General features: G+C 69.7%; 26 protein-coding genes and 1 tRNA gene. 18 read left to right on the forward strand and 9 right to left on the reverse strand.

The window, feature by feature from the left end; all coding sequences use genetic code 11:
- Positions 1-45: 45 nt before the first annotated feature.
- The gene (locus tag AC1D29_RS13890; RefSeq protein ID WP_477898244.1) at positions 46-1,611 is read left to right on the forward strand and encodes a tryptophan halogenase family protein; all 1,566 of its coding nucleotides are present in this window, start codon (positions 46-48) and stop codon (positions 1,609-1,611) included.
- A gap of 27 nt (positions 1,612-1,638) precedes the next feature.
- Here the strand turns inward: AC1D29_RS13890 and AC1D29_RS13895 are convergent, their stop codons facing one another.
- Positions 1,639-2,127 carry a glutathione peroxidase gene (locus AC1D29_RS13895; RefSeq protein ID WP_477898246.1) on the reverse strand — a complete coding sequence of 163 codons (489 nt, stop codon included), beginning with the start codon at positions 2,125-2,127 and terminating at the stop codon, positions 1,639-1,641.
- A gap of 161 nt (positions 2,128-2,288) precedes the next feature.
- Between AC1D29_RS13895 and AC1D29_RS13900 the strand changes: the two genes are divergently transcribed.
- Entirely contained in the window at positions 2,289-3,254 is a 966-nt protein-coding gene (locus AC1D29_RS13900; RefSeq protein WP_477898248.1) for a hypothetical protein, read from the forward strand.
- 77 nt (positions 3,255-3,331) lie between these two features.
- Here the strand turns inward: AC1D29_RS13900 and lplT are convergent, their stop codons facing one another.
- A complete protein-coding gene (lplT, locus tag AC1D29_RS13905) occupies positions 3,332-4,624 on the reverse strand; it encodes a lysophospholipid transporter LplT (protein WP_477898250.1) in 1,293 nt (430 codons plus the stop codon).
- Positions 4,625-4,752: 128 nt separating this feature from the next.
- Here lplT and alr point away from each other — a divergent pair, with 128 nt between their 5' ends.
- Positions 4,753-5,853 (forward strand): alanine racemase, encoded by a 1,101-nt coding sequence (alr, locus tag AC1D29_RS13910; protein WP_477898252.1) that lies wholly within the window; start codon positions 4,753-4,755, stop codon positions 5,851-5,853.
- A complete protein-coding gene (arfB, locus tag AC1D29_RS13915) occupies positions 5,846-6,253 on the forward strand; it encodes an alternative ribosome rescue aminoacyl-tRNA hydrolase ArfB (protein ID WP_477898256.1) in 408 nt (135 codons plus the stop codon). The genes alr and arfB overlap by 8 nt, the downstream gene beginning before the upstream one ends.
- Before the next feature lie 4 nt (positions 6,254-6,257).
- On the opposite strand, the gene AC1D29_RS13920 is transcribed toward arfB, so the two are convergent.
- Positions 6,258-7,145: a hypothetical protein gene (locus AC1D29_RS13920; RefSeq protein ID WP_477898258.1), complete on the reverse strand. Its 888-nt coding sequence runs from the start codon at positions 7,143-7,145 to the stop codon at positions 6,258-6,260.
- An 86-nt stretch (positions 7,146-7,231) separates the two neighbouring features.
- Positions 7,232-8,407 (reverse strand): Tet(A)/Tet(B)/Tet(C) family tetracycline efflux MFS transporter, encoded by a 1,176-nt coding sequence (tet, locus tag AC1D29_RS13925; RefSeq protein ID WP_477898260.1) that lies wholly within the window; start codon positions 8,405-8,407, stop codon positions 7,232-7,234.
- 62 nt (positions 8,408-8,469) lie between these two features.
- On the opposite strand from tet, the gene tetR reads away from it, so the two are divergent.
- Positions 8,470-9,108, forward strand: a complete 639-nt coding sequence (gene tetR, locus AC1D29_RS13930) for a tetracycline resistance transcriptional repressor TetR (protein ID WP_477898262.1) — start codon at positions 8,470-8,472, stop codon at positions 9,106-9,108.
- A 2-nt stretch (positions 9,109-9,110) separates the two neighbouring features.
- On the opposite strand, the gene AC1D29_RS13935 is transcribed toward tetR, so the two are convergent.
- Positions 9,111-9,479, reverse strand: coding sequence for a winged helix-turn-helix transcriptional regulator (locus AC1D29_RS13935; RefSeq protein ID WP_477898264.1), 369 nt, complete (start codon positions 9,477-9,479; stop codon positions 9,111-9,113).
- A 91-nt stretch (positions 9,480-9,570) separates the two neighbouring features.
- On the opposite strand from AC1D29_RS13935, the gene AC1D29_RS13940 reads away from it, so the two are divergent.
- On the forward strand, positions 9,571-9,888 hold the full coding sequence (locus tag AC1D29_RS13940) for a DMT family transporter (RefSeq protein WP_477898266.1): 318 nt from the start codon (positions 9,571-9,573) through the stop codon (positions 9,886-9,888).
- Positions 9,889-9,890: 2 nt separating this feature from the next.
- Positions 9,891-10,523 carry an FMN-dependent NADH-azoreductase gene (locus tag AC1D29_RS13945; RefSeq protein ID WP_477898268.1) on the forward strand — a complete coding sequence of 211 codons (633 nt, stop codon included), beginning with the start codon at positions 9,891-9,893 and terminating at the stop codon, positions 10,521-10,523.
- On the opposite strand, the gene AC1D29_RS13950 is transcribed toward AC1D29_RS13945, so the two are convergent.
- Positions 10,520-11,422: a DMT family transporter gene (locus AC1D29_RS13950; RefSeq protein WP_477898270.1), complete on the reverse strand. Its 903-nt coding sequence runs from the start codon at positions 11,420-11,422 to the stop codon at positions 10,520-10,522. The genes AC1D29_RS13945 and AC1D29_RS13950 overlap by 4 nt on opposite strands.
- Entirely contained in the window at positions 11,422-12,054 is a 633-nt protein-coding gene (locus AC1D29_RS13955) for a LysE family transporter (RefSeq protein ID WP_477898272.1), read from the reverse strand. The genes AC1D29_RS13950 and AC1D29_RS13955 overlap by 1 nt, the downstream gene beginning before the upstream one ends.
- A 57-nt stretch (positions 12,055-12,111) precedes the next feature.
- On the opposite strand from AC1D29_RS13955, the gene AC1D29_RS13960 reads away from it, so the two are divergent.
- The 10 genes from AC1D29_RS13960 to AC1D29_RS14005 all read left to right on the forward strand — a co-directional run bounded on the left by AC1D29_RS13960 (position 12,112) and on the right by AC1D29_RS14005 (position 19,304).
- Entirely contained in the window at positions 12,112-13,287 is a 1,176-nt protein-coding gene (locus tag AC1D29_RS13960) for an MFS transporter (protein WP_477898274.1), read from the forward strand.
- The gene (radA, locus tag AC1D29_RS13965; RefSeq protein ID WP_477898276.1) at positions 13,287-14,651 is read left to right on the forward strand and encodes a DNA repair protein RadA; all 1,365 of its coding nucleotides are present in this window, start codon (positions 13,287-13,289) and stop codon (positions 14,649-14,651) included. Before AC1D29_RS13960 ends, radA begins: the two co-directional genes overlap by 1 nt.
- Before the next feature lie 196 nt (positions 14,652-14,847).
- Positions 14,848-15,279 (forward strand): hypothetical protein, encoded by a 432-nt coding sequence (locus AC1D29_RS13970; protein ID WP_477898278.1) that lies wholly within the window; start codon positions 14,848-14,850, stop codon positions 15,277-15,279.
- A 43-nt stretch (positions 15,280-15,322) separates the two neighbouring features.
- Positions 15,323-15,670 (forward strand): antibiotic biosynthesis monooxygenase family protein, encoded by a 348-nt coding sequence (locus tag AC1D29_RS13975; protein WP_477898280.1) that lies wholly within the window; start codon positions 15,323-15,325, stop codon positions 15,668-15,670.
- Between the two features lie 82 nt (positions 15,671-15,752).
- Positions 15,753-16,130: a hypothetical protein gene (locus AC1D29_RS13980; RefSeq protein ID WP_477898282.1), complete on the forward strand. Its 378-nt coding sequence runs from the start codon at positions 15,753-15,755 to the stop codon at positions 16,128-16,130.
- A gap of 36 nt (positions 16,131-16,166) precedes the next feature.
- Positions 16,167-17,099, forward strand: a complete 933-nt coding sequence (locus AC1D29_RS13985) for a branched-chain amino acid transaminase (RefSeq protein WP_477898284.1) — start codon at positions 16,167-16,169, stop codon at positions 17,097-17,099.
- A gap of 13 nt (positions 17,100-17,112) precedes the next feature.
- Positions 17,113-17,331: a zinc-finger domain-containing protein gene (locus tag AC1D29_RS13990; RefSeq protein ID WP_477898286.1), complete on the forward strand. Its 219-nt coding sequence runs from the start codon at positions 17,113-17,115 to the stop codon at positions 17,329-17,331.
- Between the two features lie 12 nt (positions 17,332-17,343).
- A complete protein-coding gene (locus tag AC1D29_RS13995) occupies positions 17,344-17,799 on the forward strand; it encodes a YybH family protein (RefSeq protein ID WP_477898288.1) in 456 nt (151 codons plus the stop codon).
- Between the two features lie 11 nt (positions 17,800-17,810).
- On the forward strand, positions 17,811-18,776 hold the full coding sequence (locus tag AC1D29_RS14000) for a YheT family hydrolase (protein WP_477898290.1): 966 nt from the start codon (positions 17,811-17,813) through the stop codon (positions 18,774-18,776).
- Positions 18,777-18,788: 12 nt separating this feature from the next.
- The gene (locus AC1D29_RS14005) at positions 18,789-19,304 is read left to right on the forward strand and encodes a DUF2946 family protein (protein ID WP_477898292.1); all 516 of its coding nucleotides are present in this window, start codon (positions 18,789-18,791) and stop codon (positions 19,302-19,304) included.
- Positions 19,305-19,364: 60 nt separating this feature from the next.
- Here the strand turns inward: AC1D29_RS14005 and AC1D29_RS14010 are convergent, their stop codons facing one another.
- Positions 19,365-19,904: a c-type cytochrome gene (locus AC1D29_RS14010; RefSeq protein ID WP_477898294.1), complete on the reverse strand. Its 540-nt coding sequence runs from the start codon at positions 19,902-19,904 to the stop codon at positions 19,365-19,367.
- A 146-nt stretch (positions 19,905-20,050) separates the two neighbouring features.
- Here AC1D29_RS14010 and AC1D29_RS14015 point away from each other — a divergent pair.
- A tRNA-Arg gene (locus tag AC1D29_RS14015) sits at positions 20,051-20,126 on the forward strand.
- A gap of 383 nt (positions 20,127-20,509) precedes the next feature.
- Here the strand turns inward: AC1D29_RS14015 and AC1D29_RS14020 are convergent.
- Positions 20,510-20,682, reverse strand: a 173-nt coding sequence (locus AC1D29_RS14020; RefSeq protein ID WP_477898308.1) for an ATP-binding protein, incomplete at its 5' end; no start/stop codon positions are given.

The following is a 20,682-nucleotide window of genomic DNA, read 5'->3' on the forward strand; positions in this document are numbered from 1 at the left end:
GTCACACCCGGCAATTCATTGCTGTACGAATTTCCGGAGTCCTCCTTGTCCGACATCCAATCCATCGTCATCGTGGGCGGCGGCACCGCCGGCTGGCTCGCGGCCTGCTATCTGCAACGCACGCTGGGCGCCGCGCGCCAGACGCCGTTGCCCATCACGCTGGTCGAGCGGCCGCAGATCGGCAGCGTCGGCGCCGACGAAGCCACCGTGCCGACGCTGCGCGGCACCATGCAGGCGCTGGGCGTGCCCGAGAGCGCGCTGTTCGCCGCCGCCGATGCGACGCTGACCAACGGCATCCGCTTCAATGGCTGGCGCCACGGCGGTACCGCCGCGCAGGACTCCTTCGACCACCCTTTCGACGTGCCGCTGCCCTTCCACGGCTTCGCGACGACGGCGCACTGGCTGAACCTGCAGCAGCGCGGCCTGACGCAGCCGCCGATGGCCCAGGCCTGCACGGTGCAGACGACGCTGTTCGACGGCCACCTGTGCCCCAAGCTGATGGACTCGCCCGACTACCAGGCGCCGGTCAGCTACGGCTACCAGCTGGACGCCGGCAAGCTGGCCATGCTGCTGCAGCAGACGGCCATCGAGCGCGGCGTGCAGCATGTGCAGGGCGAGGTCGTGCACGTGCATCGCGGTGCCGGCGGCATCGAATCGGTCGAGCTGGCCGATGGCCGCCGCCTCGCGGCGAGCTTCTTCATCGACTGCACGGGCCCGCAGTCGCTGCTGCTGCAGCAGGCGCTGGCCGTGCCCTGGGTGTCCCACGCCGAATGGCTGCCCTGCGACCGCACCGTCAGCCTGCCGGTCGCGCACGCGCGCGAACACGAGGCGCTGCGCAGCTACACGACGGCCACCGCCCAGCGCGCCGGCTGGACCTGGGAGATGGACTTGCGCAACCGCCGCGGCACAGGCCATGTCTATGCGTCGCGTTTTTGCAGCGATGACGAGGCCGTGCACACGCTGCAGCAGCTCAACGCCGGCCACCGGCCGCTGGCCGAGCCGCGCGTGCAAAGCCTGCGCGTGGGCCACGCGGCGCGGGTCTGGGAGCAGAACTGCCTGGCCCTCGGGTCGGCCGGCGGTTACATCGAGCCGCTGGAATCCACCGGCATCTACCTCGTCGAGTGGCTGCTCAAGCTCTTCGTCGACCATGTCGCGCCGGCCGGCAACGGCGATGCCTGCCGCAACCGCGTGAACCGCGTCTTCGGCGACCACCACGAGGAGCTGCGCGACTTCATCGTCGCCCACTACGCGCTGTCACAGCGCCGCGACACGCCGTTCTGGCGCGCCTGCACCGAGGGCGCGGCGCTGCCGCCGCGCCTGGCCGAGCTGCTCGCGCTGTGGGACAGCAAGGTGCCGACGCCGACCGACTTCGACCGGCGGCTGTCGCTGTTCGGCGCGCCGAACTGGGCCTATCTGCTGGCCGGCCTGCAGCGGCTGCCCAGCCAGGGCATCGGCCTGTCGGCCCACATCTCGCCCGAGATCAGCCTGAAGGCGATGGCGCATGTGCGCGACATCCGCCAGAAGGCGTCGCAGCAATCACCAACGATGCGCGACTACCTGCGCAGCCTGGGCAGCCTGCGCGGCACGGCCGCCAGCCAGGCGGCGCACTGAAGGCCGCCCAAGCCGGCCCGAGGGGCCTCAACCCGCCAGCGCCGCCTCGATGTCGCTGCGCAGCTTCTCCGGCGGGTCATTTGGCGCATAGCGCTTGATGACCTGGCCGTCGCGGCCGATCAGGAACTTCGTGAAGTTCCACTTGATCGCCTCGGTGCCCAGGAAGCCCGGCTTTTCGCTCTTCAGGAACTTCCACAGCGGGTGGGCGTCGCTGCCGTTGACCTTGATCTTCTCCATCATCGGGAAGCTGACGCCGTAGTTCAGCTCACAGAAGCTGGCGATCTGGTCGTTGCTGCCCGGGTCCTGCCCGCCGAACTCGTTGCTCGGGAAGCCGATGATGACCAGGCCTTTCGGACCGTAGTCCTGCCAGAGCTGCTCCAGGCCCTTGAATTGCGGCGTGAAACCGCATTCGCTGGCCGTGTTGACGATCAGCATCACCTTGCCACGCTGGGAAGCCAGCGCCGCCGGCTCGCCGCGGATGGAGACGGCCTGGAAGTCGAAGACGCTCTCGCTCATGAGTCCTCCCTAGAAAGACGATCCCCATGCTACCGCCAGGCGTGCCGAGGGTTTGTAGCATGGCGCCGGCCGCGCGGCTGGCCTTCCAATCGCGCGAACTTCCGGGCTTCCCTTCCAAGGGGCGGCAACCGGTCAGCAACCTGTAGCGAACTCCCACTTTCATGGATCACCTGGCTTGCTTTACCCCGGCCGATCTGTCCGGCCGCACCCCGCCCGATCTGGGCACTTTCCGTTGGAAGCTGCTGGCCCAGGGCGACTCATGGTTCTCGAACGCGCGTGCCAAGCTCAACGCCCACGCCAACCTGCTGCAGGAGCTGGTGTTCAAGGCCACCGTCGCGGCGGTGAACTGCGCTGGCACCGGCAACGCGCTGTCGCACATGGTGGACCTGCAGTCCAGCCCCGATTTCGTGCGCCTGCTGACCGGCCCCGAAGCGCCGACCTGGGACGGCATCCTGCTGTCCGTGGGCGGCAATGACCTGATCGCCGCGGCCCGCACACCGGCCCACGACGGCAATGGCGAACCCATCCCGCTGGACCTGCGCCTGCTGCGCCGCCAGACCGAATGGGGCCCGCCGTCGGCCGGTGTCGCGCGCTACTTCTCCGAGCCCGGCTGGGCCACGTATGCCGCCTACCTGCGCGCCAACGTCAAGCACCTACTGAGCCTGCGCGACCAGGGCCCGTCGGCGGCCAAGCCGGTGTTCATGCACTGCTATGCCGTGCCCATGCCGCGCCCGGCCGGCGCCGAGGGCAACGACGAGCTGGGCGCCAGCGGCCCCTGGCTGTTCCCGGCGCTGAAGGCCTATGGCGTGCCCAGCGCCGACTGGGCGGCGGTGAGCCGGCTGATGGTGTTCCACCTGGCCCAGCTGCTGAAGAGCATCGCGGCCGACAAGGAAAACTTCCCCGCGCTGTTCATCTTCGACTCGACCGCCGTGCCGCTGGCACTGGCCGCGCCCGGCTCGACCGGCATCAGCGGTGACTGGCACAACGAGATCCACCTCAACCACAGCGGCTGCTTCAAGATCGCGCGCGCCTGGAGCGAGCACATCGAGATGGTGCTGGACGGCAAGCACCTGATCCAGCCGGCGCCCACCCGCAGGGGCCGCGGCTCAAGCAGCAGCAATTCGTGACGTCGAGGCCGGCCGCTGGCTGGCCTCTCATCCCGCGGCGCACGCTGGAGCGGTGCGCGTAGCAGATAGCCTGCGGGCTAGCGGTCCACCGGCTTCAGGTCGTCGCTGCGCGCCAGGTCGAGCAGGTGTTCGACCTCTTCCTTATGCTGGACCAGGTTGCGCTGGTGCCAGCGCCGTATCCACCACATCGTGCCGGCCACCACGACCCCGAAGATGGTGATCGCACCGAAGGCCGACAGCCCGAAGCGCGTCATGGCCGTGTAGAAGGCGCCCAGGCCCAGGATGCAGGCCTGCTCGTTGAAGTTCTGCACGGCGATGCTGCGCCCGGCCCCCATCAGGTTGTGGCCGCGGTGCTGCAGCAGCGCATTCATCGGCACGACCATGTAGCCGCCGATGCCGCCCAGCAGGATCAGGAAGGGCGCGGCCACCCAGACGTTGCCGATCACGTTCATGAAGATGACCAGCAGCCCCATCGCAATGCCCAGCGGGATGACCGACGTGGCGCGGTCCAGGCGGCAGTACAGCGACGCCAGCACGGCGCCGACCGCCGTGCCGATGGCGACCACGCCCACCAGCGACGACGCCTGCTGCGTGCCATAGCCCAGCGCGGCGGCGGCCCAGGCCAGCACGATGTAGCGCAGGTTGCCGCTGACGCCCCAGAAAAGGGTTGTCGTCGCCAGCGAGATCTGGCCCAGCTTGTCCTGCCACAGGCGGCTGTTGCAGGACGAGAAGTCGCGCACCAGGCCCACGAAGCTGTGCGCGAACGGCTGCAGCGGCGCCTCGGTGCGCGGGATGCGCAGGTTGAACAGCGCGGCGATGACGTACAGGCCCACGAGGCTGGCGATGGCCGCCTCGGGCCCGGTGTCGATGCCGGTGTCCAGCATGGGCATGTCCACCTGCAGCAGCGCGTGGGAGACGCGATCGCCGATGAGCTGGCCACCCAGCAGCACGCCGAGGATGATGGACGAGATCGTCAGGCCCTCGATCCAGCCGTTCGCCTTGACGAGCTGGGACGGTGGCAGCAGCTCGGTCAGGATGCCGTACTTGGCCGGCGAGTACGCGGCGGCGCCCAGGCCCACGATGGCATAGGCGGCCAGCGGATGCGTGCCGAACAGCATCATCAGGCAGCCCACCACCTTGATGCTGTTCGAGAAGAACATCACCTTGCCCTTGGGCACCGCATCGGCGAAGGCACCGACGAAGGGCGCGAGCACGACGTAGAACAGCGCGAACATGGGCACGAGCGCGGCGCGCTGCCACTCGGCGGCGCCGGACGACCGCAGCAACTCGACCGCGGCGACGAACAGCGCGTTATCAGCCAGCGAGCTGAAGAACTGCGCCGACATGATGGTGTAGAAGCCGCGTTTCATCGACCGGAGCGCGATCCTGACAGGGAAGCCATGGGCAAGAGAGGTCGACAAAGGACGGGCGGAGCGGGTTTATAGCACGCCATCTGCGGGCTGCCGAGGCGGCCCGGCCGCGCGCAAAATGGCGGGTTATGCCCCGTCCCATCGAAGCTCTCATCCACCCCGACGCGCTCGCGCACAACCTGGCCCGCGCCCGCGCGCAGGCGCCCAACGCCCGCGTCTGGGCGGTCGTCAAGGCGAACGCCTACGGCCACGGCATCGAGCGGGCGTTCGAGGGTTTGCGCGCGGCCGACGGCTTCGCGCTGCTGGACCTGGCCGAGGCCGAACGGCTGCGCGCGCTGGACTGGCGCGGCCCCATCCTGCTGCTGGAAGGCGTGTTCGAGCCGCGCGACCTGGAGCTGTGCTCGCGCCTGAAGCTGTGGCATGCCGTGCACTGCGAGCAGCAGATCGACTGGCTGGCCATGCACAAGACGCACGAGCCGCACCGCGTGTTCCTGAAGCTGAACTCGGGCATGAACCGGCTGGGCTTCCCGGCCGCCGCCTTCCGCGCCGCCTATGCGCGGCTGGAGGCGCTGCCGCAGGTGGATGAGATCGGGTTGATGACGCATTTCTCCGACGCCGACGCGCAGCGCCAGGGGGTGGACGGCATCGCCCACCAACTGGCCGCCTTCGAGGCCGCCGCCGATGGCCTGGCGGGCGAGCGCACGATCGCCAACAGCGCCGCGACGCTGCGCCACCCGGCCCGCACGGCGGCCGACTGGGTGCGCGCCGGCATCATGGTCTACGGCGGCGTGCCGGACTTCCCCGAGCACGACGCCGCGCATTGGGATCTGCGCCCCGCGATGACGCTGCGCTCCAAGATCATTGGCGTGCAGCAGCTCAACCCCGGCGACACCGTCGGCTACGGCAGCGCGTACACGGCCGAAGCCGCCACGCGCGTGGGCATCGTCGCCTGCGGCTATGCCGACGGCTACCCGCGCCACGCGCCCACCGGCACGCCGGTGCTGGTGGACGGCACGAGGAGCCGCACGCTGGGCCGCGTGTCCATGGACATGCTGGCGGTGGACCTGACCGCGCTGCCGGGCAGCGGCTTTGGCAGCGAGGTGACGCTGTGGGGCGAAGGCCCGCACGGTGCGCGCCTGCCCATCGACGAGGTGGCCCAGTCGGCCGGCACCATAGGCTACGAGCTGATGTGCGCCGTGGCGCCGCGCGTGCCCATCCGCCATGCCTGACTTCAGCTGGTCGCCGCAGCCGGGCGAGCTCGACTTCGACGCGATCCGCGCCAGCGGCCCCGGCGGCCAGAACGTCAACAAGGTCAGCAACGCGGTTCACCTGCGCTTCGACATCCGCGCGTCCAGCCTGCCCGAGGCGGTCAAGGCGCGGCTGCTGGCCTGGGCGGACCAGCGCATCACGGCGGACGGCGTGGTCGTCATCAAGGCGCAGGACTCGCGCAGCCTGGAGCGCAACCGGGCGGATGCCGTCGCGCGGCTGATCGAGCTCGTGCAGGCCGCCGCCCACGTGCCCAAGGCGCGCCGCGCGACCAAGCCGACCTACGGCTCCAAGCAGCGCCGGCTGGAAGGCAAGGCCAAGCGCAGCGGCGTCAAGGCGGGCCGAGGTCGCGTGCTGGACTGAGGTCTCAACCGAGACAGGCAGCCTCAGTCGTTGGCAGGCGCAGGCCGGGTGTCTCCAGCGCGTAGTGCAGGCTGAGCAGCTGCCAGCCCTGCGTCCCCAGCTGCCACTGCATGCTGTTCACGCCCGTGTAGGCCGCCTGCCTGTCGGCCGGGTCATGCCGGGTCTGCACCACGCTGTAGACCTGGGCATGGCCGCCGAAGCGCCGCTGTTGCCGCTCGACCTCGCACTCGTGCAGACCGCGCTCGGCCGGCTGCGCCAGATCGGCCAGGAACTGCGGCGTGGACGAAGCCCTCACCTGCACGCTGCTGGCCCGCAGCAGCTGGCCGAACACCCGCGCCTCGGGGTGCAGCAGGCGCGCCAGCGCCTCGACATCCGAGGCCTGGCCGGGCGCATGGCCGATGGCACGCCACAACTCGCTCACCGCGCGGTCCAGTGCGGCCTGGCTGTGCACGGTGGCCGCGGCGCCCAGTTGCGCCAGCAGCTGCGGCCAGGCGACGCGATAGACCTGCGCCAGCCCTTGGGCGTCGTCGCGCGTGGACGCGAAGTACAGCCACTGGCCGTCGGCACTGACGGACGGCGCGGACTCGCGCCCGGGCCCGTTGACCGGGGGCGGCAGGCGAATGGCCGGGCCGAGGGCGTCGCCCAGGCGCTCGGCGACATAGAGGTCGGCGGTGCCGCCCTCAGGGCCGCCGCGGTCGCTCCACCACAGCGCGTAGCGGCCGTCCGGGCTGAACGTGAAGCCACGGCGCGCGCTGTCATTGCTGGGGGCCGGCAAGGGCTGCGGAGCCTGGCCCACCTGCTCCACCGCCAACTCCGCCGCGCCCGCCAGCGGCAGGCGGGCCAGCCACGCGGTCAGGATCAGCGCCGCAAAACGCATCGTCATCCTCGTCATGGCGGCATGCTAGTCAGGCGGCACCACGGACACGAGGGCCATGCGACGGACTCCGCCTGGCCGGGGCGAAATGGGCCGGGTGCGCGCTAGACCTCGCGCGCCCGCCGGCTGAACAGCAGCGGCAGCGCCAGCAGGTAGAGCACCGCGGCGGCGATCCAGACGCTGCCCGGCCACGTGAACTGCGTGGCCGAGAAAGCAGCCGTGACGACCAGCGGCCCGCCGATGCCGATCAGGCTGGTGAGGCTGGCCAGCGTCCCTTGCAGCTCGCCCTGGTGTTGCTCGTCCACCTGCCGCGCGAGCATCGCCTGCAGCGCCGGCAGCGCCAGGCCGCCGATGGCGAACAGCGGCAGCAGCGCGAACGGCATCCAGCCCGCCACGGCCACGCCCATGCCGACAAAGCCCATGCCGTCGGCGGCCATGCCGGCCAGCAGCGCACGCTTCTCGCCGAGGCGGGCCACCATGGGCCCGGTGACGAAGGCCTGCGAGATCGCATGCAGGCCGCCGTAGCAGGCCAGCGACAGCCCCGCCACCCATGCCGTCCAGCCGTAGCGGTCCTGGCCGTACAGGATCCACAGCGCCGCCGGCACTTGCGACACCAGCGCGACGACGGCGAACACGCCCACCAGCGGCAGCAGCGGCGGGCGGCCCTGCAGGCGGTGCAGCGACGAGAACGCGTTGAACTTGGCCCGTTCCAGCCGCGTCGTGCGGTTCAGGTTGGACTCCGGCAGGGCGAACCACGCCAGCGCCAGGTTCAGCGCATTCATCACCGCCGCGGCGACGAAGGGCGCGCGCAGCGACCACTCGCCCAGCGCGCCGCCGATCAACGGGCCGACGACGAAGCCCAGGCCCATGGCCGCGCCCATCTGGCCGTAGCGCTTGGCGCGGTCGGCCTCGGGCGTCACGTCGGTGATGTAGGCCGTGCCCACGGCCATGCTGGCACCGGTGATGCCGGACAGCACCCGGCCGATGTACAGCCAGGCCAGGTTGGGTGCCAGCGCCATCAGCACGTAGTCGGCCGCGGCACCCGCCAGCGAGGCCAGCAGCACCGGGCGGCGGCCGAAACGGTCGCTCAGGGCGCCCAGCACCGGCGAGAACAGGAACTGCATCGCCGCGTACACGGCCAGCAGCGCGCCGTAGTGGTGGGTGGTGGCGTCGGCGCCGGCCAGCTCGCGCAGCAGGCCCGGCAGGATGGGGAACACCAGGCTCATGCCCACGGCGTCCAGCAGCAGCGTCATCAGGATGACGGTCAAAGCTCGATTCACGGTCGTCTCTCTATCGTCGATAGAGATCATTCTGCCCGAACTTCTCTATCATTGCTAGAGATATGAATCCCAACGAACGCTCTGGCCGACTCAACCGCGACGACGTGCTGCGCGCCGCGCTGGCGCTGCTCAACGAAGTCGGCATCGACGCGCTGAGCACGCGCAAGCTGGCCGAGCGGCTGGGCGTGCAGTCGCCGACGCTGTACTGGCATTTCAAGAGCAAGTCGGCGCTGCTGGACGCGATGTCCGAGGCCATCGTCGTGGAGAACCACGCGCAGGTGGAGCCGGCGCCGGGCGCGCGCTGGCAGGACTGGCTGATGGCCAACGGCCACAGCTTCCGCCGCGCCCTGCTGGCCTACCGGGACGGCGCTCGCCTGCATGCCGGCACGCGGCCAAGCCCTTTGCACTTCGACTCGATCGAAGGCCGCCTGCGCCTGCTGTGCGACGCCGGCTTCACGCCGGCCCAGGCCACGCGGCTGATGATGTCGGTCGGGCGCTTCGTCATCGGCTGGGTGCTGGAGGAACAGTCAGCACAGCAGGCCGACCCACCACCCTCCGCCGCGGCGCGGGGGCCGGACGCGGCGCACCACCCGCTGCTGGCGGCGGGCTGGGTGGCGACGCTGGGCAGCGATGCCGAGACCTTGTTCGACGGCGCGCTGCGCCTGCTCATCGACGGCGCGCAGGCCCAGCTGAAACCCTAGGCTCAGCGCCTGCGGTCGAAGGCCATGCGCGCCGACGCGACGGCCGCGAAGTTGTGCTCGGCCCAGCGGTCCACGACGACCAGGGCCTCGCTGAGCGACTGGCCCAGCTCGGTCAGCTGGTACTCGACATGGGGCGGCACGGTCTGGTGGTCGATGCGCCGCACCAAGCCGTGGCGCTCCAGCTCGCGCAGCGTCTGCGTCAGCATCTTCTGCGAGACGCCGCCCACCTGGCGCAGCAGCTCGTTGTTGCGCAACGGCTGGCGCGCCAGCAGCGGCACGATCAGCAGCGCCCATTTGCTGCCCACCACCTCCAGCGCCGCGCGCGAGGGGCAGCTGGCGCTGAGCACATTGCCGGATGCGGTGTCGGTCATGGCCTCGATTTCCGTGGTTACCAAAAGGTGCGTACTTTTTATTCTGTACCTGCGCCTCCACAGTGATGGCATCGCAACTTGGAGAGCCCACATGGCCTGGTTACTTTTGGTGAGCGCGGGATTGGTCGAGATCGCCATGGCCGCCGCGTTGAAGGCCTCGGACGGCTGGAGCCGGCCGCTGCCGGGGCTGCTGGGCGTGGGTGCCGCGCTGCTGTCCATCGTGCTGCTGACGCAGGCCATCAAGACCCTGCCCACCGGCACGGCCTACGCGGTCTGGACCGGCATCGGCGCCGTGGGCGTGGCGCTGCTGGGCGTGCTGGTGCATGGCGATAGCGCGTCGCCGGCACGCCTGGCCTGCATGGGCCTCATCGTGGCTGGCATCGCCGGGCTGCGCTGGCTGGAGGCTTGAGCATGACGAAGCTGCTGCACATCCAGGCCTCGCCCAACCCCGTCTCGCACTCGCGCGAGGTCGCCGATGCCTTCGTTGCCCGCTACCGCGCGCTGCACCCCGACGCCGGCGTCGCGCTGGCCGACGTCTGGCAGCTGGACCTGCCCGAGTTCGACGCCGAGATGATTGCGGCCAAGTTCGCCGTGCTGCGCAGCCAGCAGGCCAGCGACGCCCAGCGCCAGCAGTGGGCGCGCGCGGTGGCCCATGCCGAGGCCTTCAATGCGGCTGACCACTACGTCATCAACCTGCCGATGTGGAACCTGGGCCTGCCCTACAAGCTCAAGCACTACATCGACGTCGTCACGTTGCCGGGCCAGAACTGGGCCTGGGCACGCGACACCGGCTACCGGCCGCTGCTGGCGGGCAAGCGCGCCGTGCTGGTCTACAGCAGCGCCGGCGACTACGGCGCCGACGGGCGCTCGGCGCAAGGCCATCTGGACTCGCAGAAAGCGGCGATGCGGGCCTGGCTGGGCTTCCTGGGCGTTGCCGTTGCGCGCGAGATCGTCGTCGCGCCGACGCTGACAGACCCGGTCGCACTGGCTGCGTTGAAGCAGGCCGCGCGCGAACAGGCGCAGGCCGCCGCGGCGGCGCTCTAGGCCTGCGGCCGCGTTGCGACGAACAGGCTGGCCAGGCACAGCGCCATGCCGCCCATGGCCAGCGGTGTCGCCTGCCAGCCCTCCAGGGCCGCCGACACGATCAGCGCGATGACCGGCACCAGCACGCCCACCAGCGCCGCCTGCGCCGGTCCGCGGCGCTCGGCCAGCTTGTAGTACAGCGTGAAGGCGATCACCGAGCCGAAGGCGGCCAGGTAGACCAGGCTGCCGACATAGGTCCAGGCGCCATCGAAGGGCAGGCCGTGGCCCATCGCCACAGACATCAGCAGCAGGAAGGCGGCGCCATAGCCCATGCTCCAGGCCAGCACCGGCACCAGGGCCAAGCCGCGGCGCGTCAGCACCATCGTGAAGAAGCCGCCGATGCAGGCCACCACCACCGCGAAGAAGCTCAGCCCCAGGCCCAGCGCCGCGTTGGGTCGCGCGCCGGTGGAGGCGAGCTCAGGCCAGAAGATCAGCGCGACACCCAGCACCGCGCCACTGGATGCGACGAGGAAGCGCCGGCTGACCGGCTGGCGCCACAGCAGCCAGGCGACGAAGGCGTTCATGAACACCATCAGGCAGAACAGCACTGCCACCAGGCCGCTGGGCACGAAGCGCTCGGCCACGTAGATGGCCCAGTAGTTGCCGGCGTACTGGATGACGCCGGTGCCCAGCATGTAGAGGTGCGAATAGCCCGGCAGCTTCAGCGACGTACCCTGCCAGCGCGCGAGCGCGGCCAGCAGCAGCGCCGACAGCGCGAAGCGCCAGCCCACCGACGTCAATGCCGGCACCGTCGAGGCCAGCTGGTAGAGGATGACGTGCCAGGTGCTGGCCCAGATCAGCACCGGGGCCAGGAACAGGAACCAGGTGGGCAGGCCGCGCGCGTTCGTCGTGCCCGCCATCAGGTCGCGCCGCGCTTGAAGCTCGCCAGCAGCAGGCCGGCCGCGACGAACAGCGTGCCGAACATGCGGTTCAGCGTCTTGATGTGGCTCTCGCTCTTCAGCGCCGCCAGCACGCGCGCCGCCAGCACCGTGTAGCCGGCCATGACCACCAGGTCCGTGAAGGCCAGCGTGGCCCCGATGACCAGGTATTGCGGCGCCAGCGCCGCGTGCAGGTCCAGGAACTGCGGCACGACAGCCAGCAGGAACACCGTGCCCTTGGGATTGACCGCATTGATGCCCCAGCCGCGCAGCACCAGCTGGCGGCGCGTGGCCTGGATGGCGCCGTCATCGGCAGCGACCATGGGCTTGGCCGGCGCGCGCCACTGCTGCACGCCGAGGTAGATCAAATAGGCCACGCCAGCCCACTTGACGAGCGCGAAGCCCAGCGACGACGCCGCGATCAGCGCGCCCAGGCCTGCGCCGACCAGCAGCACCTGGGTCAGGATGCCCAGGATGAGGCCGAAGGTCATGAAATAACCGCGCTTGAAGCCGTGGCTCAGGCCGGCACTCATGGCCGCCACCGCACCTGCGCCGGGTGACAGGCTGATCGCCCAGGATGCCGCGAAGAAAGCCAGCCAAACCGAAAAATCCATGATGCACCCCGTCCTCAGTCCAAGCGCGCCAGTTTCCCACGCGGCTACATTGGCCCGATGTGGAAGGCCCTTTTCGCGCTGCCGCGCGGCGTCTGGCTGCTCGGCCTGATCAGCCTCGTCAACGACAGCGCCAGCGAGCTGGTCTACCCGCTCGTGCCGCTGTACATGAGCAGCGTGCTGATGGCCGGCCCCAAGGTGCTGGGCCTCATCGAGGGCGTGGCGGAGGCGCTGACCAGCCTGCTCAAGCTGTGGGCCGGCGTGATGGCCGACCGCAGCGGGCGCAGCAAGCCCTGGGTCGTCGCCGGCTACGGCCTGGCGGGCCTGGCGCGGCCGGCCATCGCCTTCGTCACCGGCTGGCCGCTGCTGCTGGCGCTGCGCGTGGCCGACCGCGTCGGCAAGGCCGTGCGCGCCGCACCGCGCGATGCGCTGCTGGCCGCCAGCATCGCGCCGACGCAGCGCGGCCTGGCCTTCGGCCTGCACCGGGCGATGGACAACAGCGGCGCCGTCATCGGCCCGCTGCTGGCCTGGGCGCTGCTGAGTGCCGGCATGCCGCTGCAGCAGGTCTTCCTGTGGGCCCTGGTGCCCGGCCTGGCCTGCCTGCTGCTGACCAGCGCGCTGCGCGACGCGCCGCCACCGGCCCACCCGCCGCAGCGCTTCGAATGGACGCTGGCCGGCCTGCCGGTGCCGCTGCGGCGCTATCTGGTGGTCGTCGCGCTGTTCACGCTCGGCAACTCCAGCAACATGTTCCTGTTCCTGCGCGCGCAGGAACTCGGCGTGGCGCAGTCCCAGGTGCCGCTGCTGTGGGCCGCGGTGTCGGCCGTGGCGGCGCTGTTCGCGGTGCCGCTGGCTTCGCTGTCGGACCGCGTCGGCCGCGTGCGCCTGCTCGTGGCCGGCTACCTGGCCTACGCGGTGTTCTACATCGGCATGGCCCAGTTCGCCGCGCCGGGCTGGCGGCTGTATGCGCTGTTCGGGCTCTACGGCATCTTCATGGCGGCGACCGAAGGCGTGGAGCGCGCGCTGCTGGCCGACCTGGCACCGCCCGAGCAGCGTGGCACGGCCTTCGGCTGGCTCAACCTGACGATGGGCGCGATGCTGCTGCCGGCCTCGCTGCTGTTCGGCTGGCTGTGGGAGGCCATCTCGGTGCAGCTGGCCTTCGGCTTCTCGGCCGCCTGCGCCGTGCTGGCGGCGCTGCTGCTGACAGCCTGGGTGAGACCGGCCGCCACAATGCGCTGATGGCAACCAGCAAAAGCATCTATACCTGCACCGAATGCGGCGGCACCAACGCCAAGTGGCTGGGCAAGTGCCCGCACTGCGGCGCCTGGAACACGCTGACCGAGAGCGCCGCCGAGCCCGCTGGCGGCGCCAAGAACCGTTACCAGTCGCTGGCCAAGAGCCAGCCGGTGGCGACGCTGTCCGAGATCGAGGCCAGCGACTTCGAACGCACCCCCACCGGCCAGGAGGAACTGGACCGCGTGCTGGGTGGCGGCATCGTCGCCGGTGGCGTGGTGCTGATCGGCGGCGACCCGGGCATCGGCAAGTCGACGCTGCTGCTGCAGGCGGTCGAGTCGCTGTCCCAAACGGTCAAGGTCTTGTATGTGACGGGTGAGGAAAGCGGCGCCCAGGTGGCCATGCGCTCGCGCCGGCTGGGCCTGTCGGGCGCCAAGGTGCGCGTGCTGGCCGAGATCGGTCTGGAGCGCATCCTCGCGACCATCGAGACCGAGGCGCCGGACTTCTGCGTCATCGACTCCATCCAGACGCTGTACTCCGAACAGCTCAGCTCCGCACCGGGCTCGGTCGCGCAGGTGCGCGAATGCGCGGCGCAGCTGACGCGCACGGCCAAGGCGCGTGGCTGCGCCATCGTGCTGGTGGGCCACGTCACCAAGGAAGGGGCCCTCGCCGGCCCGCGCGTGCTGGAGCACATCGTCGACACGGTGCTGTATTTCGAAGGCGACACGCACAGCAGCTTCCGCTTGGTGCGCGCGATCAAGAACCGCTTCGGCGCCGTCAACGAGATCGGGGTGTTCGCGATGACGGAGAAGGGGCTCAAGGGCGTCACCAACCCGAGCGCGATCTTCCTGTCCACGCACGCCGAGCCGGTACCCGGCAGTTGCGTGCTGGTGACACTGGAAGGCACGCGGCCGCTGCTGGTGGAACTGCAGGCGCTGGTGGACAGCGGCGGCGTCAGCCCGCGACGGCTGTCGGTGGGTCTGGACCGCGACCGGCTCGCCATGCTGCTGGCCGTGCTGCACCGCCACGCCGGCGTGGCCACCGGCGACCAGGACGTGTTCGTCAACGCGGTGGGTGGCGTGCGCATCAGCGAGCCGGCCGCCGACCTGGCCGTGCTGCTGGCCATACAAAGCAGCCTGCGCGGCAAGGCGCTGCCACGCGGCTTCATCGCTTTCGGCGAGGTGGGCCTGGCCGGCGAGGTGCGCCCCGCGCCGCGCGGCCAGGAGCGGCTGAAGGAGGCGGCCAAGCTGGGTTTCAGCGTCGCCATCGTGCCCAAGGCCAATGCGCCGAAGAAGGCCATCGAGGGCCTGACCATCCACGCCGTCGAGCGTGTCGAACAGGCCATCGAGGTGCTGCGCGGCCTGATCTGAGTTTGGGAGGCCAAAGGTTGGTCTTCCAAGAATGACCCACTGCAGCGGCCTCGGGCTGGCCATCGTCCAGCAGGCGGCGCGGCGGCTGGGCGGGCGGATCCGCATCGCAGAAGGGTTGGGGGGGCGCGGGATTGCCTTTGTTCTGCACGCCCCAAAGTCTGCTTAGGATCGGGCCATCCATCGGAGGAACCCTTTCATGTCCGACCCCGCCGACCTCAGGCAGTACGCCCGCACCGACTTTCTCGCCGCCCAGCACGATGCCGAATCCCTGCCAGGCTGGGTTTTCAAGCCCGTGCAGTTCAGCCAGGGGCCGGCCGGCCTGGTGCTGAACATGAGCGACGGCGGCCTGCAGGTGCTGACCAGCGCCGCCGAGCCGCTGACCGAGGACAAGTACGAGGTCGTGCTGCTGCTGGGCCGTGCCGACGTCGACAGTGACGACGAGCAGGTGTCGTGGTTCAACGGCGTCGTCGAGCGCAAATGGTCGCGCCCCGTGCCGCGCATGGGCATCCTGCACGGCATGTGCTTCACCGCGCGCAACTCGACGGCCGAGCAGTTCCTGGCCGGCCACCATGCGGCGCTGGAGTCCGGCCAGTGGGTGCGCTGCGTGCTGCTGAAAGTGCCCAGCTGAAGCCCGTGGCAGGATGCGCGCCTCAACAGCCCGCCGCCCTGCCATGAGTTCCCTGCCGCAGCCCCCCTACTACGCCGTCATCTTCACCAGCCGGCGCACGGCCATCGAGCAGGGCTACGGCGACACGGCCGACCGCATGGTGGCCCTCGCCGCCGAGCAGCCGGGCTACCTGGGCGTGGAGAGCGCCCGTGGCGATGACGGCCTGGGCATCACGGTGTCCTACTGGCGCAGCACCGACGACATCGCCGCCTGGCGCCGCCACGCCGAGCACAAGATCGCACGCGACACCGGCCGCAGCGACTGGTACCAGCACTACACGCTGCGCATCGCCAAGGTGGAGCGCGCCTATGGCTGGGCGCGCGAGGATGGTGCCAAGGACCCGCAAGCATGAGCCGCGCCGCGCCGGGCCGCCCCGAGCGAGCGGCTGGTCCCCCGGGGCACCGGTCGACGTACCCATCAAGCGAGGGGCGGCCATGAACCCGTGGATAGGCGTCAGCCTGGCGCTCGCGGCGCTCATCGGCGGCGGCCTGCTGCTCGGCTGGCAGGGCGCCATCTTCGCGACGACGGGCATCGTCTTCTGGCTGCTGCTGCAGATCTCGCGGCTGATGCGCGTGATGAAGAAGGCCGGCGCCTCGCCGCTGGGCTCGGTCGGCAACGCGGTGATGCTGAACAGCAAACTGCATGTAGGCATGAAGCTGGTCGACCTGATAGGCCTGGCCGGCAGCCTGGGTGTGAAGCAGGCGCCGGAGACCTTTGTCTGGCGCGACGCAAGCGGCGATGCGGTCGAAGTGGTGCTGAAGAAAGGCAAGCTCGCCGAGTGGCGGCTGATCCGATCAGGCGGCTCTTCGTAAAATCGCCGGTTTTCACCTCAGCACCTGGAGTTCCCGATGGTTCCCGCCCCCCTGCATGACCGCGACGGCAAGATCTGGATGGACGGCGAGCTCGTCGACTGGCGCGACGCCAAGATCCACGTGCTGACCCACACGCTGCACTACGGCTGCGGCGCCTTCGAGGGCGTGCGCGCCTACGACACGGTCAACGGCACCGCCATCTTCAGGCTGCAGGAGCACACCACCCGCCTGTTCAACAGCGGCAAGATCCTGCGCATGAAGATCCCTTTCACGCCCGAGCAGGTCAACGAGGCGCAGCGCGCCGTCGTCAAGGCCAACGGCCTGAAGAGCGCCTACATCCGCCCGCTGATCTGGATCGGCTCCGAGAAGCTGGGCGTCAGCCCCAAGGGCAACCAGGTGCACCTGATGGTGGCCGCATGGAGCTGGGGCGCCTACCTGGGCGAGGACGGCCTGAAGCGCGGCATCCGCGTCAAGATCAGCTCCTACACCCGCCACCACGTCAACATCACGATGACGCAGGCCAAGACGGTGTCCAACTACACCAACTCCATCCTGGCCAACATGGAAGCCACCGACGACGGCTACGACGAGGCGCTGCTGCTGGACGCGTCGGGCTTCGTGTCCGAGGGCGCGGGCGAGAACCTGTTCGTCATCAAGGGCGGCGTCGTCTACACGCCCGACCTGTCGGCCGGCGCGCTCAACGGCATCACGCGCAACACCATCTTCTCGATCTGCCAGGACCTGGGCCTGAAGCTGGTCGAGAAGCGCATCACGCGCGACGAGGTCTACATCTGCGACGAGGCTTTCTTCACCGGCACCGCCGCCGAGGTGACGCCCATTCGCGAACTGGACCGCATCGAGATCGGCAGCGGCAGCCGTGGCCCCATCACCGAGAAGATCCAGTCGGCCTTCTTCGACATCGTCAACGGCCGCAACCCCAAGTACGCCGAGTGGCTGACTGCGGTCTGAGAGCACAAGCATCATGAGCACCACCACCCAAGCCCCCGCCGCCGTCGTCGAAGTCACCGCCAAGGATTGCAATGACAACGGCACCGTCTTCTGCCCCAACCCCAAGATGGCGCTGTGGAGCACGCACCCGCGCGTCTTCATCGACCTGAGCCACGACGGCCAGGGCCAGTGCCCTTATTGCGGCACGGCCTACAAGCTGAAAGCCGGCGAAGTGCTCGGCGGCCATCACTGAGCCAAACCCGAGATGCCGCGCTCCCCCGCCCAGCAGGCCGCGCTGCTGGCCTCACCGGATGACACCGAGGCCCAGTTCTACGAGGCCTTGCAGCAGGCCGACCTGGATCATCTGATGGCCTTGTGGGCCGACGACGAAGAGGTCGCCTGCGTGCACCCGGGCGGCCCGCGCATCGTCGGCCTGCCGGCCATCCGCGCGGCCTTCGAGGCCGTGTTCCAGCGCGGCGCCGTCAACGTCTACCCCGAGCGCGTGCGCCGCCTGCACAGCGGCGACTGCGCCATCCACCACGTGCTGGAGCGCGTGCAGTTGCACGCGGAAGGCCAGCAAACGGCGCCGACGTCCTGGGTCATCGCGACCAACGTCTACCTGAAGACGGCCCTGGGCTGGCGCCTGGTGCTGCACCACGCCAGCCCCGGCAACGCGGGCGACGTCCAGGAGCTCGTCGCGGACGCCGGCACCTTGCACTAGGAGTTCGGCGCATGCAGTACCGCGCCCCCCGCTGGCTGCCCGGCGGCCATGCCCAGACCATCTGGCCCGCCCTCTTCAGCCGCCAGCACGACGGCCCACCGCCGAGCTGGACGCGCGAGCGTTGGGACACCCCGGACGGGGACTTCATCGACGTCGACTTCCTCGCCGACGCCCCCGAAGGCGCGCCGCTGTTCGTGCTGTTCCACGGCCTGGAAGGCGACCGCAGCAGCCACTCCAGCGTGGCCTTCGCCAGCGCCGCGCGCGCACGCGGCTGGGCGATGGCGCTGCCGCACTTTCGCGGCTGCTCGGGTGAGCTGAACCGCGGCCCGCGGGCCTATCACTCGGGCGACTACGAGGAAGTCGGCTGGATCCTGCAGCGCCTGCGTGAACGCCACGGCCGCCCGCTCATCGTCGCCGGCGTGTCGCTGGGCGGCAATGCGCTGATGCGCTGGGCCGAGGAAGCGGGCACGACGGCCGCCCACACGGCGCAGGCCGTCTGCTCGATCTGCTCGCCCATCGACCTCGCCGCCGCCGGCGCGGCCATCGACCGCGGCTTCAACAAGCAGGTCTACGCGCGCCGCTTCCTGCGCACCATGGTCCCCAAGGCGCTGCGCAAGCTGCAGCAGCACCCCGGCCTGTTCGACGGCGAGCGCCTGCAGCGCGCATCGACCATCTACGAATTCGACAACCTCTTCACCGCGCCGCTGCACGGCTTTCGCAACACCGAGGACTACTGGACGCGCGCCGCGGCCAAGCCGCACCTGCACCGCATCCGCATCCCGGCCCTGGTGCTGAACGCGCGCAACGACCCCTTCGTGCCGGGCCACAGCCTGCCCCATGCCGCTGAAGTGGGCGCTTATGTGACACTCTGGCAACCCGGCCACGGCGGGCATGTCGGCTTCCCCGCCGGCCGCCTGCCGGGCCATTTGCTGACCATGCCGGAGCAGGTCTGCGACTGGTTGTCCAAGCAACGCTGAAGGACGCACCCGATGGATGACATCGTCCAGGCCGCTTTGAAGAAGTGGCCCAACGTCCCCCACTGCTACGGCTGGCTGGCGCTGGACGCGCGCGGCGACTGGTACATGCGCGACGACCGCATCCAGCAGGCCGGCCCCTTCCCGCGCGTGAAGGGCAGCCGCATCGACCACGACAAGCTGCTGGCCTTCATCGGCCGCAACTACGACCGCGACGACCGCGGCGCCTGGTTCTTCCAGAACGGCCCGCAGCGCGTCTACGTGGAGCTGGAATGCACGCCCTGGGTCTGGCGCCTGCAGCCGGACGGCCGCGTGCTCAGCCACACCGGCCGCGAGGCCCGGGTGGAATCGGCCTGGCTGGACGAGTTGGGCCACCTCTACCTGCACACCGACCTGGGCCTGGGCCTGGTGCACACCCAGGACATGGGCCTGGCCGCCGACGCCATCGAGGCCGGCCGCTGGACGCCGCAGGACTGCCTGGCCGCCAAGCTGCCGTCGCTCTACCACTACCGGCAGCGCCCCCACCCCTGACCCCGGGCGGGCGCAAAAAAGCCCGCTCGCGGCGGGCATTCGTGGGTCAGAGGCGCTGGCTCAGTTCGCGGCGGACGCGGCCGGGGCCGGCATCTTGGGCTCGTCGAACTTGGCACCGCCCTGGTTGGCCATGTAGACCACGGCGCGATGGATCTCGAAGTCCGAGAAATCGCCGCCGCCTTGCGCACCCATGTTGCCCTTGCCCTTCAGCGCGGACGTCAGCAGTGCCTCGACGCCACTCTTGATGCGCGGGCCCCAGGCCGCGGCATCGCCCAGCTTGGGCGCACCGGCGGCACCGGTGGCGTGGCAGGCCGAGCACTGCGCCTGGAACACCTGTTCACCGTTCTTCATCGCGGCGGCGTCATTGGCGTCCTTCACCTCGACATGGCCGACGGGCGCGATGCGACCGGCGACCGCTTGCGCTTCCAGCGCACCGGTGCCGGCGGCCGGCTTGGTGGCGGTGGTCACGTAGTTGGCCAGCAGGATGATGACGATCACCGGCACTACGAAGGCGAACAGCACGGCCCAAGCAAGTTGCTTGGGGGTCTTGATCGGCCCCGTATGGGCGTCGTCGTGATGGTGATCGTGGCTGGCGCTCATGGATTCCTCTTGTCGATCCTTGTCGGTCTTCTTCGGCTTTTTGTTCCTGCCCGCGCAGAGCGCGACGCAAAAAACCGCCGAATTATAGGCGGCCCCCAGCGCCCTCCCCGGGGGCTCGGTACCCCGCTGCTAGAATGACCGGCTTCGCGCCCGTAGCTCAATGGATAGAGTACTGCCCTCCGAAGGCAGGGGTTGTTGGTTCGATCCCAACCGGGCGCACCAGACGTTAGCCATGCAAGTCGTTGACCTGCATGGCTTTTTCTTTTCCCAGGCTGCGCAGGGTCGTCAGTACCAAGCGCAAGGTGGGCCAAAAGTGGGCCAAAGAGCCTTGCTAGGAGCAGGCCGGCCTTGGCGCCATGTGCTGCGACGAACCTCATCGATGCCTGACACTGGTCGAGCGTCCCGTTATGCCGCGAAGCGGAGGGAATGTGCATGCTGACCGCAACCGATGTGTCTTGCGTTCTTCCGAGGTTCATCCGATCTGGGCTGGATAGCTCCGCCCGTGACTGCTCCCCGCCTTTATAGGAACGGGTGTTGATTCCCACGCCATCCTGACCCACCGTTTCCGTCCAATCCTGACCCACCCTTGTTCGAGCCTCTTGGGCTCAGGTTGTGGGTAACTTCCTCGGTTTGGACTCCTTCTTAGTGGTGGGTTGAGCTGAGCTGTTCTTGAACCGGTAGCTGTCGTTGCCGGTTTCAAGGATATGGCAGTGGTGCGTGAGCCGGTCCAGCAGCGCCGTGGTCATCTTGGCGTCGCCGAAGACGCTGGCCCATTCAC

The sequence above is a fragment of the Roseateles sp. P1_C6 genome (genome assembly GCF_056406315.1).

Excerpts from the sequence above, each read along its gene's own strand:
- AC1D29_RS13895 (WP_477898246.1), bottom strand. The coding sequence starts at position 2,127 with ATGAGCGAGAGCGTCTTCGACTTCCAGGCCGTCTCCATCCGCGGCGAG.
- AC1D29_RS13900 (WP_477898248.1), top strand. The coding sequence starts at position 2,289 with ATGGATCACCTGGCTTGCTTTACCCCGGCCGATCTGTCCGGCCGCACC.
- lplT (WP_477898250.1), bottom strand. The coding sequence starts at position 4,624 with ATGAAACGCGGCTTCTACACCATCATGTCGGCGCAGTTCTTCAGCTCG.
- alr (WP_477898252.1), top strand. The coding sequence starts at position 4,753 with ATGCCCCGTCCCATCGAAGCTCTCATCCACCCCGACGCGCTCGCGCAC.
- arfB (WP_477898256.1), top strand. The coding sequence starts at position 5,846 with ATGCCTGACTTCAGCTGGTCGCCGCAGCCGGGCGAGCTCGACTTCGAC.
- AC1D29_RS13920 (WP_477898258.1), bottom strand. The coding sequence starts at position 7,145 with ATGACGAGGATGACGATGCGTTTTGCGGCGCTGATCCTGACCGCGTGG.
- tetR (WP_477898262.1), top strand. The coding sequence starts at position 8,470 with ATGAATCCCAACGAACGCTCTGGCCGACTCAACCGCGACGACGTGCTG.
- AC1D29_RS13935 (WP_477898264.1), bottom strand. The coding sequence starts at position 9,479 with ATGACCGACACCGCATCCGGCAATGTGCTCAGCGCCAGCTGCCCCTCG.
- AC1D29_RS13940 (WP_477898266.1), top strand. The coding sequence starts at position 9,571 with ATGGCCTGGTTACTTTTGGTGAGCGCGGGATTGGTCGAGATCGCCATG.
- AC1D29_RS13945 (WP_477898268.1), top strand. The coding sequence starts at position 9,891 with ATGACGAAGCTGCTGCACATCCAGGCCTCGCCCAACCCCGTCTCGCAC.
- AC1D29_RS13950 (WP_477898270.1), bottom strand. The coding sequence starts at position 11,422 with ATGGCGGGCACGACGAACGCGCGCGGCCTGCCCACCTGGTTCCTGTTC.
- AC1D29_RS13955 (WP_477898272.1), bottom strand. The coding sequence starts at position 12,054 with ATGGATTTTTCGGTTTGGCTGGCTTTCTTCGCGGCATCCTGGGCGATC.
- AC1D29_RS13960 (WP_477898274.1), top strand. The coding sequence starts at position 12,112 with ATGTGGAAGGCCCTTTTCGCGCTGCCGCGCGGCGTCTGGCTGCTCGGC.
- radA (WP_477898276.1), top strand. The coding sequence starts at position 13,287 with ATGGCAACCAGCAAAAGCATCTATACCTGCACCGAATGCGGCGGCACC.
- AC1D29_RS13970 (WP_477898278.1), top strand. The coding sequence starts at position 14,848 with ATGTCCGACCCCGCCGACCTCAGGCAGTACGCCCGCACCGACTTTCTC.
- AC1D29_RS13975 (WP_477898280.1), top strand. The coding sequence starts at position 15,323 with ATGAGTTCCCTGCCGCAGCCCCCCTACTACGCCGTCATCTTCACCAGC.
- AC1D29_RS13980 (WP_477898282.1), top strand. The coding sequence starts at position 15,753 with ATGAACCCGTGGATAGGCGTCAGCCTGGCGCTCGCGGCGCTCATCGGC.
- AC1D29_RS13985 (WP_477898284.1), top strand. The coding sequence starts at position 16,167 with ATGGTTCCCGCCCCCCTGCATGACCGCGACGGCAAGATCTGGATGGAC.
- AC1D29_RS13990 (WP_477898286.1), top strand. The coding sequence starts at position 17,113 with ATGAGCACCACCACCCAAGCCCCCGCCGCCGTCGTCGAAGTCACCGCC.
- AC1D29_RS13995 (WP_477898288.1), top strand. The coding sequence starts at position 17,344 with ATGCCGCGCTCCCCCGCCCAGCAGGCCGCGCTGCTGGCCTCACCGGAT.
- AC1D29_RS14000 (WP_477898290.1), top strand. The coding sequence starts at position 17,811 with ATGCAGTACCGCGCCCCCCGCTGGCTGCCCGGCGGCCATGCCCAGACC.
- AC1D29_RS14005 (WP_477898292.1), top strand. The coding sequence starts at position 18,789 with ATGGATGACATCGTCCAGGCCGCTTTGAAGAAGTGGCCCAACGTCCCC.
- AC1D29_RS14010 (WP_477898294.1), bottom strand. The coding sequence starts at position 19,904 with ATGAGCGCCAGCCACGATCACCATCACGACGACGCCCATACGGGGCCG.